The following is an 11,745-nucleotide window of genomic DNA, read 5'->3' as shown; positions in this document are numbered from 1 at the left end:
CTACCGATTTCCCTTCGCCGATTCCGAGGCCAGAGCCCGTATCGACTGGTCGAGGTACCCGAGCAAGCTCGCGGTGAAGATGTCGTTGTCGTCGCCGGCCACCATGTGGCCGGCGTCCCTGACGTCGACGACGTGGGCGTGCGGGATCAGTTCGCGCATCTCCGCGACGCCCTCGTCGGATACGACGTCGGACTCCTTGCCGCGCACCAGCAGGACGGGACAGGTGATGTTGCGTGCCGCCCGGCGCGAACGTTCGTAGATGACTGCGCTGACCGGCGTATCGGGGTGGGAGCCCGCATCGTCGTTGAACATGACGCGGGGATCCCAGTGCCAGTGCCAGCGACCGTCGCGCAGCCGGAGGTTCTTCTTCAGGCCTTCGAGGTTGCCGGAGGACCGGCGGCGCGGGTTGTACGCGGAGACCGCCGCGGAGGCTTCCTCGAGGGAGCCGAAGCCGTCGGGTGCGCTCCTCATGAACTGCCGGACCCGCTGTCCGCCCGCCACCTCGACACGTACCGCGATGTCGACGAGCACCAGAGCCTGTGCGAGCTCGAAATCCTCACCGATCGCGATCAACGACACCTTGCCGCCGAGGGAGGCGCCGACCAGAGCCACCGGAAGGTCACCGTGTTCATTTCTGACATGCTGGACAGTTAGACGGACATCTTCCGTCATGATCGACATGCCGTAGTTGCCGGATTCGTCCCACTCGCTGTCGCCGTGGCCGCGGAGGTCGACGGCGTACGCGATCCAGCCGGCTGCCGCCAGGCGTTCACCGGTTCGACGCCACGAGTGCCTCGTCTGGCCGCCGCCGTGCAACAGGAGGACGATGCCAGCAGGTTTTCCGCTGGCACCGGACCTTTTCCACCGGTCTGCCGAGAGTCGAAGCCCCGCCCCCTGGATGCTCAGCGTTTCCGGAACATCCGAAGGCTCTACGTCGAGCTCCATCCGAACCGCCTTTCTCGTGGGCTGCACCGCGCGTGGGGCCACACCGGGAGTTTGTCTCGGCGGCCCGGGCGAGGACTCGAGGTACCCACCCGCCCGGGCTGCCGTTCCCTTACTTTATCTGACAGTTGTGTTCATTTCTAGTCTTTCGGGGCCGGAACTTCGATCACGACTGCGCCGGCCTGACCGCCACCCGCACACATCGCCGCGACGCCGAAACCGCCACCCCGTCGACGCAACTCGTTCATCAGCGTGACGACCATCCGCGCGCCCGAGGCGGCCACCGGATGACCCAGGCTGCATCCGCTACCGGCGGTGTTCACTATCGATTCGTCGATCCCGAGCTTCTTGCACGCCGCAACGGGAACCGACGCGAAGGCCTCGTTGATCTCCCACAGGGCCACGTCGGCGATCGAGATTCCGGCCCGGTCCAGCACCTTGGGGATCACGTCCAGCACCGCAAGCCCGGTGCGCGCCGGGTCGACTGCCGTCGCCGCCCAGGACTTCACGGTGGCGAGGGCTGTGAGTCCGGCCTCGGCCACGAGGTCACTGCCCACGATCGCCACCGCAGCGGCAGCATCATTGATGCCGCTGGCGTTACCCGCGGTGATGGAGAAGTCCTCGATCTCGGGATGAAGGACCTTCAGGCTCGCCAGCTTCTCCGCGGTCGAACCGCGGCGCGGATGTTCATCGGTGGAGAATTCCACCACCGAGCCATCCGACTGGAGCACCTGCACTGGGACGATCTCGTCCGCGAAGGCACCGGAATCGATTGCGGTGAGCGCCCGTTCGTGGGACCTGAGTGCCCAGGCATCCATTTCCTCGCGGGTGATACCGACCTCGCGTGCCGTGTTCCATCCCACCGTGATCGACATGTCCATATTAGGTGCCTCGGCGGAGTCCGGGTGTGTCGGCGGCATCCACTTGTCGGTGAACTCGTCGATGGTCCCGGGAGTGCGGAACTTCTGCAGCGGGCCGGTGGAGGTCGACTGGGTGCCGCCGGCGATCACCGCGCGTTCCGCTCGCGCGATCACGGAAGCGGCAGCGTGACCGATCGCGGTGAGGCTGCCTGCGCAGTGCCGGTTGACAGCCTGTCCGGGCACCTGGAGCATCCCGGCGACCACCGCCGCGTGCCGGGCGATGTCGCCGCCGCCGTAGTTGGACTCGGCGAGGATGACGTCGTCGATCTGCGACACCTCGAGCCCGGAGCGCTTCTGCACTTCTTCGAGTACGACGCGGGCGAGTTCCATGGCGGTGGTGTCGCGCAGAGTGCCCTTGAACGCCGTACCGATGGGTGTACGGGCACCGGCGACGATGACGGCTTCGATCTTTCCTGATTCTGACACTGTCCAGTCCTTCGATAGTGGGATGCGCGGGGTCAGCCGAGCGTGAAGGGGTCACGGGTGTCGCCGGTCAGCTCGACCCACACCGCCTTGGTTTCGGTGAAGTCCTTGACGGCGTCGATACCGTTCTCGCGGCCGATGCCGCTGGCACCCATGCCGCCGAAGGGCACGCTCGGGGCGACGGCCCGATACGCGTTGATCCAGATCGTGCCGGCACGCAGCTTGCCTGCCACTCGATGCGCCCGGTGAACGTCCTTGGTCCACACCGAACCCGCGAGACCGAACTCCGTGCCGTTCGCAGCCGCGACGGCCTCGTCCTCGTCGGTGAACGTGGAGACGACCAGGACGGGTCCGAACACTTCCTCGGCCACGGCGCGCATGTCCGGTGTGACATCGGTCAGGACGGTGGGCTTGACGAAGTAGCCACCGAGTTCCTCCGCTGCTTCGGCACCGTAGGCGATGGTCGCTCCCTGCTCGCGCGCCGACTCGAAGTGCGACAGCACCTTCCGGAACTGCGGCTCGTTGGAGACCGGCCCCATCTCGGTGGCCGGATCCCGCGGGTCCCCGAGGACGATGGTCGATGCCCGGGCCACGATCTTCGACACCAGTTCCTCGGCGACACTCTCGTGTACGAGCAGGCGCGACCCGGCGAGGCAGGTCTGTCCCGTCGCCGCGAAGATCCCTGAGATGACGCCATTGGCAGCGGCATCGAGGTCGGCGTCGGGGAACACCACCTGCGCCGACTTGCCGCCGAGCTCGAGCGTGAACCGGGTCATGTTCTCCAACGCGGCCTGACCGACTTTGATGCCCGTACCGGTGGAACCGGTGAAGGCCACCTTGTCGACGCCGGGATGCGACGCGAGAGCGGCGCCGGTCTCGGGACCCCATCCGGTGACCACGTTGATGACCCCGGGGGGGAAGCCCGCCTCCTCGAAAAGCCGCGCGAAGGCGAGCGTCGACGCGGGTGTGTGGTCACTCGGCTTGACGACGAACGTGCATCCCGCCGCCAGTCCCGCGGCGAGCTTCCAGGTGAGCAGCAGCAGGGGCGAGTTCCACGGCGTGATCGCACCGACGACGCCGACCGGTTCATGCTTCGTGTACACGAGGTAGTTGGGCTTGTCCGTCGGAATGACACCGCCCTCGAGCTTGTCTGCCATGCCCGCGTAATAGTAGTAGTACTCGGGCAGGCCCTTCATCTGTCCGGACATCTCCCGCAACAGCTTTCCACCGTCGCGGACCTCGAGCTCGGCGAGGTTGTCCGCCTCCCGGGCGATGACGTCGCCGAGCTTCCAGATGAGCTTGCCGCGGGCCGTCGCGGTCATCCGGCCCCACGGACCGTTCAGTGCCTCCCTTGCGGCACGAACCGCACGGTCGACGTCCGACGCGCCACCGTCGGGCACCGTGGCCCAGGGCCTTCCGGTGAACGGGTCGAGGCTGTCGTACGTTCTGCCCGACTCGGCTTCCACCTCGGCGCCGCCGATCAGCAGCGGAAACCGGATCACTTGTTCTGTAACGACGCTGCTGCTCACAGCACACTCCTTGTTCGGTGGGGCAGGTTCAGCGGAATCGCGGCTTGCGCTTGTTGGTGCGGGAGTCGACGTCGTCCCTGCCGTTGTTTCCGATCTGGGTGTAGGACAGGCCGTTGCGCAGTGCCATCGACGGCATCATGTCGAGGGATTCCCAGATGGCACGAACCGTGCCCTGGATGGCCTCGGGGCGCCGCCCTGCGATCTCGGTTGCGAGTTCGTGGGCGCGATCCCACAACTGCCCGGGTTCGGTCACCTCGGTGACGATTCCGGCCCGCAGAGCGGTGTGCGCCGTGATGCGTTCGTCGCTGCCGAGCAGCGCCCACCGCATGACCTCCCCGAAGGGGATTCCGCGTGCCAGCATGCCGATCGGCTCGAGGGCGGAGACCCTGCCACCGTTTGCATGTGGGTCGAAGAAGGTCGCGTCCTCCGAACAGATCACGATGTCGGACTCGTTGACGAAGTACATCGCGCCGCCGGCAGCCATGCCGTTCACCGCGCAGACGACCGGCTTCCACACCTTGTGCTGCCGGGGGCCCAGCAGCACTCCGGGGTCTTCCTGGTTCCACTGGTTCAGGTGGGTCCACCAGGGCGGTGCACTGACATCGACTCCGGTGCAGAAGGCCCGCTCCCCCTTGGCGCGGACCACCGCGACATGGATGGCGTCGTCGTCCCGCACCCGTGCCCACACAGCGGCCATTTCCCGGGTCATGGCCTCGTTGAAGCAGTTCAGTTGGTCCGGGCGGTTCAGGGTGATAGTGGCAATATGGTCCGCGATCTCGAATTCGATGGTGTCGAAAACTGTTTCGGTCACGATCGGCTCCACTCGTGTATGTCCCGAAGGCGTCGGTTGCGAACTGTCTTCGGAGGCGAACCGCTTCCGCAGTTCCGGTTTGACGATCTTTCCCATCGCGTTGCGCGGCAGCACGTCGAGCACCTCGACCTGCTCCGGGAACTTACGGATGTTCAGACCGACCTCGTGAAGGAACTCCCGCAGGTCCTCCAGGGCAGGCGGTCGGCCGGGATTCGCCGGCACCACCACGGCACACACCCGCTCGCCGCTGTTCGAGTCCGGCACCCCGATCACCGCGACGTCCGCGACAGCTGGGTGGCCGATGACGGCTTCCTCGACTTCACGCGCCGAGATGTTCTCCATCTTGCGGACGATGACGTCCTTGATGCGGCCGGTGACCGCGAGGCAACCATCGGCGTCCACATAGCCCAGGTCGCCGGTGCGGAAGAATCCGTTCCGGTCGAGCGTTCCCTCGTCCAGTGCGCTGTCCACGTACCCCTTGAACAGCTGCGGTCCGCGCACCCGGATCTCCCCGATCTCACCGGTCGCCGCGTCTGTCTCGTCGGTGCGAACGATCCGGACCGCACCCCCACCCGCGGGAAAGCCTTCGAAGACCGCGTGCTGTTCGTCCGTGTCGTCCGGAGTACCCCAGGTGATGTAGGGGCATTCGGTCATTCCGTAGCCCGAGATGACACCGACCCCGCCGAGTGCGGTCTTCGCCGCAGCGTGCTGCGCACGTGGTCGCGGTGAACCACCCGCAAGGGTGGCCCGTGCGTGAGGAAACAGCGGAACCGCACCCCGTTCACGGGAGAGGCGAAGGTACTCGTTCGTGAACGGAAGACCAGAACCCACCAGGGTGACGTTCTGCTCGATCAGAAGATTCGCCGTCTCTTCGGGGACGAAAGTCGCGCTCACGATGAGGGCGTGTCCGACGACCACCGCGTGCAACAGGTGTGCGATGCCCCCGATGTGGGCGACCGGCGCCAGCGCAGCGCAGCGATCCTCCGGACGGGCCCGGACGTTGGTGACGAAAGTCGCCGCTGCCGCGAGGAGTCCGCCGTCGGTGTGCTTGACGCCCTTGGGCGCTGCGGTGGTACCGGAGGTGTAGAAGATCCACGACACGTCGTCCGGGTCCGCGGGATGCGCCGGTGGCGGCAGGACCGCCGGGTCGCCCAGTTCCCAGCCCCCGTCGACGACGAGTACCTCCAGGCCGCGGGCACTTCCGGCCGCGACCCGCGCCGCCATGTCCGCGTAGTCGTAACCGCGAAACGTCCGGGGCACGATCAGGAGGCGCGAACCGACCTGCTCGCTGATGAATGCGATCTCCGGGTCACGCAGCATTGTGACGAGTGGGTTCTGCACCGCACCGAGCCGCGACAGGGCCACGGCCAGAGCCATGGTCTCGACCGTGTTCGGCAGTTGCCAGGACACCACGTCCCCGGCCCGAATCCCCTTCGTGTAGAGCGTCGCCGCGATACCTTCCGCCAACCGCCGGAATGCGTCGAAGGAGAAGGAACGCCGCGTTTCGTCGACCGCGAACTCGGCGGACGGGGTGATGGCGGCTCTCGCCGCCAGCGTTTCCCAGATCGATTCCACCTGCACTCGGCTCGCGTCGACCACGCTCTGGGCGCTGACCATCGCCTGTTCTCCCTACTCCGCCGAGACCCGGAGGTCGTCGGCGATGACGCGCTTGAGAATCTTGCCTGCGGGACCGAGAGGGAAGTCGCCGCGGTAGACGAAGCGCCTGGGCTGCTTGTACCCGGCCAACTCCGCCCGGCACAGCGCCGTCAGCTCGGCAGTGAGGGCGTCCTCGTCCACGTCACCGCGCGGGACGATCACGGCGACCGGTGTCTCGCCCCACTCCGGGTCGGGAATTCCCACCACGGCGACCATCTCGACCTGTGCGTGGTGTCCGATGACCCGCTCGATCTCCGCCGGGTACACGTTGAATCCGCCCGAGATGATCATGTCGGTCTTGCGCCCGGTGATGTGCAGATAGCGCTCCTCGTCGAGGTAACCAAGATCGCCGGACCAGAGACCGGTGGAGCGGAACGCCTCGGCCGTCTGCTCCGGGCGGTTCCAGTACCCGACCGCGTTCGCTTCGCTCACGATCACGATCTCCCCGATTTCACCTGCAGGGAGTTCGTTGCCGTCGGCGTCCACGATGCGGATGGAACACATCGGTGTCTCCTGCCCACACGAGGTGAGGATCGAGGTCTTGCCCGCCACCATGTCCCGGTGATCCTGGGGCGTCAGGATCGTCGCCTGCCCACCGCATTCGGTCAGACCGTATCGCTGCTGCATATCGCAGCCGAGCATGTCCATGGCCTTTCTGGCCAACCCCGGAGGGACGGGCGCCGAACCGTAACTGATTCGGCGCAGGCTGGACATGTCCCGTGCGGGTCCCTCCTCCAGGATCCGCAGGGTCCGCTGCAGCATCGTCGGGATGAAGGTGGTGAACGTGACTCCGCTGCGCTCGATCTCGTCGATGACGGCCTGGGGGTCGAACCGACGGTGGATCACCATCGTCTGCCCCAGGTAAGTCCAGGACAGGGTGCGCACCATCCCACCTGCGGTGAAGAAAGGGGTGGTGGCGAGAAAGACGTCCGAACGATCGCCTTCGGTGACGAGAGTGGTGTCCACGACCTGCGCGAGCATCCCGCGGTGCGTGTTCACAACCCCCTTCGAGCGGCCCGTCGTTCCGCTCGTGTAGAGAATGAACTGGATGTCGTCCGGGGTGAGATCCGCCGGAGTCGGGTCGGTGGATCGGGCACCGCGCAGGGCCGTCTCGTACTCGGCGCCGGCGACGCTGCCCCCGATCTCGAGAACCGGAGCCAGGTCGTTCAGTTCCGCGCCGAACCGCTCCACCTGGTCTGTGTGGACGATCGCGCCGCGAGCTCCCGAGTCGTCGCGGACATGCGCGAGTTCGTCGGGAGCAAGCCGGATGTTCACCGGCACCGCGACGAGCCCGGACTTGGCCAGAGCATAGGTGATCTCCGGCCATTCGATGCAGTTGCGGGCGATGACGAGGACACGGTCGCCCTTCGCCAAACCCTGGTCGAGGAGATGGTTCGCCAACCGCCGGGCCCGTTCGTCGACCGTCGTCCACGTGTGGGTTCGATCGCCCTCGACGACGGCCGGCTTGTTCGGGTATCGCCGTGCGTTGTTCCGTGGGATGTCGCCTACTAGCACTGTTCCTCGCAAATTGATTCTGGAAGGCGGCGCCTTCGATGTGGTCGGAAGGCGGCGCCTTCGATGTGGTCGGAAGGCGGCGCCTTCGATGGTGGGGTGCGTTGTCGGTCAGATGAGGAAAGCGAGTGTGTCCACGGGGCCGCCCGCGCTGATGAGATGGACCGTCTTCCCTGCCAGCTTCAGTCCGCCCGGAGTGCGGCGCACACGGTGGATCACCCGGCCGGCCCAGACCCGCTGGGAGTAGCGGTACTCGAAGAGCGCGAAATTCGATCCGACGGTCACGGTGTCCTCGTCGGTGTCCAGCACCTCGGAGTTGCTGAGCAGTCGGCGCATCACCGACGGCGGGGTCTGCGAATGCCGGTTTCCGGTGTTGAGCTGCGCCACCCGGCTCTTGATGCGACGGCGGTTGTCGTAGATGTACGACAACCGGGTCTTCGGGTCGTCGTCGGGATGCATGGGGACCCAGTAGAGTGCGTCGTCATCCCACAGGAGTTCCCACTCGGAGTACCGGGCCTCGTCCGCGAGGCGCGCCTCGAGGTTGAGGAACGCCGCGATGTCGGCGTCGGGCGCGGGCAGCGGGAGGGGTGCCCTCTGCAGGGCGGGGGCCGCCGAATTCTCCACGGTGGTCATCCTCAGATCTCCTGTCCGACGACGCTCGCCCACTGGCGGTAGAAACCGCGCTGCGGGGTCTCGGCGCTCTTGTCGCTGTTGACGATTCCGGTTTCGTCTGTCACATCGGTCTCCAGACCGCGGGACAGTCGCAGCCACTCGGGGTCCCGGGCGGCGAGGCCTGCCTGATTGCGCATGCCGATCTCACCGTCGTCGGCGATCAAGAATCCGGCCGGGCCCATCGCACCCTCCGAGCGGCGCAGCATCCGCTCGTTCATGCGGTCCTGCCCGGGGAACAGCGCTGCCGTCGTGTAGGCCACCGTCTCGTCGGGACCGATCGGTTCGACGTACATGATGTTCATCTCGGCGAGGAACAGGTTGGGCCAGATCAGGGTATGCGGCGGGCCCACCACGAGTGAGTCGTGCGTCTTCTCGGGACCGTGGGCCGCCTCCAGCGCCGCGACGTACTCGGGCAGCTTCTCGCGGGGTGTGCGCCCGTACCAGACGAATTCCTCGTCCAGCTTGCGGTACTCCGCCGAGTAGTCGATCTCCGAGTGCCCGCCGCCCATGTCGCGGACCACGACGTCGACCTTCGACGGAATGTGCGACACCTTGGCCGGCCGGATCGCGTCGTAGACCGATGCGTGGGTGAACAGCGCGTGGTAGCCATCGACATTGTTCTCCACCACCATCTTCCAGTTCGCGTGGTGGAGATGCTTCATCCAGTTCGACCGGAGGTCGATGGTACCCGTCGGTGACAGGTTGAGCAGTCGGTCGATCGCTTTGGTCGCGTTGCCGAGATGTTCCTGCAGTGAGATACCGTCCGCTGCGAGGGACGCGAAGAGGAAGCCGCCGTAACTGTCCACGCGCGGGGCCTCGGCCATGCCCAGTTCCGAGCGCACCTTCTGGAACGCCTCGCCGTATCCGTTCCGCATCGGAACCGCGGTGAGCGATCCGTCGTTGCTGAAAGTCCACCCGTGGTACGGGCATCGGAAGGAGTTGGCGTTGCCCATCTCCGCGTTGCACAGCTTGTTCGCGCGGTGCGAACAGCGGTTGAGCAGGACCCGGATCTTGCCGTCCTTGCCGTGGACCACGACCACCGGGTCGTGGCCGATGCGGCGGGTGAGGTAGTCACCCGGCTCGCTGACCTCGCTCTCGTGCGCTACGTAGACCCATCCTTTCCGGAAGATGGTGTCCATCTCGCGCTGGAAGATCTCGGGCGAGGTGTAGACCGAACCGTGCACGCGATCGTTCTGCACGATGCGCGCGACGTCGAAGTCGTCGGGCACCGTGGTCGGCGTCGATTCCATGGTGGTCATGAGTGGGCCTCCGTCTCGATTGGGGCTGTGGTCCGGGCGGTCGGCTCAGCCGAACTCGTTGTATTGCTGTATGTCTCGGTGATGCATGCGGCAGGAATCCATACGCCGCCCAGTTGCCGGAAGGCGACGTCGACGGTGTCGCCGATGCGGGGCGGGCGAGCCGTCGGGTGAAGCGTGGTCATGATCAGACGGTGCCCGGCGGACAGCTCGACGTCGAGGATCGCGTAGGGCTCGGCCGTCCGCACCAGTCCCGGCTCGAAGCGGTGCATGGTCGTGGCGGAATGGACGACTCCGGTCGGTTCGACCACCCGCCAGTCGCTCTCGCTCGACCCGCAGCCGTCGCAGACGTACTGCTCGAGGTCGAGTGGAATTCCGCAGCGGGCACAAAAGGGCAGGGCGAGTTCGCCGCGGGCGCTCGCCTCGTAGAGGGGCGCGAGCGGGTCGCCTGCCACATCCGGCACGAGGCCGGGATCGAGCAGCCAGTCGGTGCAATCCGTCGTCGTGGTCATGCAGCTCTCTCCAGGATCATGGCGGCATGGTGATCGACACGGCCACCGATTCCACCGACGAGAGCCGTACGGGCATCGGGCACCTGGCGCTCGCCTCCCTCGCCACGCAGTTGGATCATCGCCTCCGCAAGGGGCGTCATGCCCTGAAGGTAGAAGCCGGACAGCTGGCCGCCACCGGTGTTGACGGGAAGTGCGCCACCCCGGCTCGTTCCACCGCCTCGTACGAACTCGCCCGCCGGTATTCCGCCGGTGAGCCCGTATTCCTCGAGGAGGAGGAGCGTGACCACCGAGAACGGGTCGTAGAGCTGGGCGATGTCCAGGTCCGTCCGGGACATTCCCGCCTGGCCGAGCGCGTCGTCCACGGCACGCGCACCACCCCCGAACCACGACTCTCCCCCGGCACGACGACGCCGGACCGGGTGATCGCGACCGGTCCCCCGGACGACGAGGCGAACGGCGTTACCGACGCCGGGATCCCCGCTGAGGACGACGGCGACCGCACCGTTCACGGGCCGGGCACAGTCGAGGCGGCGCAGCGGATCGGCGATCATCGGGCTGGCCAGGTACCCCTCGTCGTCCAGCGGCTTCGTCACCACCGCATCGGGATTGCCCAGCGCCCACGCCCGCGCGGTCGTGGCGACAGCACACAGGTCGGTGGCCGTGCCTCCGGTGAGGTGCATCCATCTCCGGGTGAGCAATGCGTAGGTGGGCACCGAACCCAGCAGTCCCGATGCACGTTCGAGTCCCCGCGTCCCGGTGTTTCCCCCGCTGTGCGCGTATGCCGACCCGGCGCCCTTGCCTTCCACCAGCGGGGCGTCGGCGAAGACACAGACCACGGTCCGGGCCGCGCCGGCGTCGATGGCGGCCTCTGCCCGCTGGATCATCGCGATCGTGGTGGCGCCCTTGATCTCGACGTGCTCGAGAAGTCGAAGATCCGAGAATCCGCCCTGGGCCGCGAACGTCACTCCGAGGCGGTCGGGCCGTACACCCTGTGAGGACCCGACGAGAAGTCCGTCGACGTCGGCGTGCGTGATTCCGGCGTCGGCCAGAGCCGCCCGGGTCGCCTGGCAGGCGAGTTGGAGCGGGGTGTCACCGGGCTTGAGCGACATCGTGGTCAAGCCCAGACCGACCAGGTCGACCGTCACGACACGTCCCTGGTGAGAGGGCGAACCGTCCCCACCGGCCCCAGCGAGCGGTCGCGGTGCTCGTCGCGGTAGTTGCCGACGCGCATCCACTCCTCACGGTCCTGGGGGGTCGCGAGGCACAGGCTCGCGAGCTCGAGCGGTGAGAGGAAGATGTGATCTCCCGTCTCGGCGTCCTCGACCAGCAACCTGGGACCGTTCCCGGTCGTATCCAGCGACACGCGGACCACGGCGAACTCGTTGGCCAGCTGCGCCAGCTCCCGTCGCTCGACCGCGCGGGTCTCCTCATGTACCGACATTGCCCTCAGCTCTTCTCGTGACCCGCCCGCGACGGACTTCGCAGGCGGTCCGGTGTGTGCTTCGCGTCCGG

General features: G+C 66.8%; 10 protein-coding genes and 1 pseudogene. All 11 read right to left on the bottom strand.

What is annotated here, in order from left to right; genetic code table 11:
- The 11 genes and pseudogenes from ACNJ7E_RS02190 to ACNJ7E_RS02140 all read right to left on the bottom strand — a co-directional run bounded on the left by ACNJ7E_RS02190 (position 1) and on the right by ACNJ7E_RS02140 (position 11,674).
- Positions 1-945, bottom strand: a complete 945-nt coding sequence (locus ACNJ7E_RS02190; RefSeq protein ID WP_016881608.1) for an alpha/beta fold hydrolase — start codon at positions 943-945, stop codon at positions 1-3.
- 137 nt (positions 946-1,082) lie between these two features.
- The gene (locus ACNJ7E_RS02185) at positions 1,083-2,288 is read right to left on the bottom strand and encodes a thiolase family protein (protein WP_016881609.1); all 1,206 of its coding nucleotides are present in this window, start codon (positions 2,286-2,288) and stop codon (positions 1,083-1,085) included.
- 32 nt (positions 2,289-2,320) lie between these two features.
- Positions 2,321-3,787 carry an aldehyde dehydrogenase gene (locus tag ACNJ7E_RS02180; RefSeq protein WP_016881610.1) on the bottom strand — a complete coding sequence of 489 codons (1,467 nt, stop codon included), beginning with the start codon at positions 3,785-3,787 and terminating at the stop codon, positions 2,321-2,323.
- Positions 3,788-3,842: 55 nt separating this feature from the next.
- Complete coding sequence (locus ACNJ7E_RS02175; RefSeq protein ID WP_237724004.1) at positions 3,843-4,628, bottom strand: enoyl-CoA hydratase/isomerase family protein; 786 nt, start codon at positions 4,626-4,628, stop codon at positions 3,843-3,845.
- A 96-nt stretch (positions 4,629-4,724) separates the two neighbouring features.
- Positions 4,725-6,242: pseudogene (locus tag ACNJ7E_RS02170) on the bottom strand (AMP-binding protein); the annotation flags it as partial.
- Between the two features lie 12 nt (positions 6,243-6,254).
- Complete coding sequence (locus tag ACNJ7E_RS02165) at positions 6,255-7,796, bottom strand: class I adenylate-forming enzyme family protein (protein ID WP_418338977.1); 1,542 nt, start codon at positions 7,794-7,796, stop codon at positions 6,255-6,257.
- A 108-nt stretch (positions 7,797-7,904) separates the two neighbouring features.
- Positions 7,905-8,426 carry an aromatic-ring-hydroxylating dioxygenase subunit beta gene (locus tag ACNJ7E_RS02160; protein ID WP_418338976.1) on the bottom strand — a complete coding sequence of 174 codons (522 nt, stop codon included), beginning with the start codon at positions 8,424-8,426 and terminating at the stop codon, positions 7,905-7,907.
- A gap of 2 nt (positions 8,427-8,428) precedes the next feature.
- Positions 8,429-9,724 (bottom strand): aromatic ring-hydroxylating oxygenase subunit alpha, encoded by a 1,296-nt coding sequence (locus ACNJ7E_RS02155; RefSeq protein WP_418338975.1) that lies wholly within the window; start codon positions 9,722-9,724, stop codon positions 8,429-8,431.
- Positions 9,721-10,233 (bottom strand): Zn-ribbon domain-containing OB-fold protein, encoded by a 513-nt coding sequence (locus tag ACNJ7E_RS02150; RefSeq protein ID WP_418338973.1) that lies wholly within the window; start codon positions 10,231-10,233, stop codon positions 9,721-9,723. The genes ACNJ7E_RS02155 and ACNJ7E_RS02150 overlap by 4 nt, the downstream gene beginning before the upstream one ends.
- Positions 10,230-11,378 carry a thiolase family protein gene (locus ACNJ7E_RS02145; RefSeq protein ID WP_418338972.1) on the bottom strand — a complete coding sequence of 383 codons (1,149 nt, stop codon included), beginning with the start codon at positions 11,376-11,378 and terminating at the stop codon, positions 10,230-10,232. The genes ACNJ7E_RS02150 and ACNJ7E_RS02145 overlap by 4 nt, the downstream gene beginning before the upstream one ends.
- Entirely contained in the window at positions 11,375-11,674 is a 300-nt protein-coding gene (locus ACNJ7E_RS02140) for a hypothetical protein (RefSeq protein WP_016881618.1), read from the bottom strand. Before ACNJ7E_RS02140 ends, ACNJ7E_RS02145 begins: the two co-directional genes overlap by 4 nt.
- Between the last annotated feature and the right edge of the window lie 71 nt (positions 11,675-11,745).

It is taken from the genome of Rhodococcus mengyinensis (assembly GCF_048381435.1).
Taxonomy (GTDB): Bacteria; Actinomycetota; Actinomycetes; order Mycobacteriales; family Mycobacteriaceae; genus Rhodococcus_F; species Rhodococcus_F opacus_D.
Note: the sequence above shows the minus strand (reverse complement) of the source record. Positions and strands in the feature narration are given on the sequence as shown.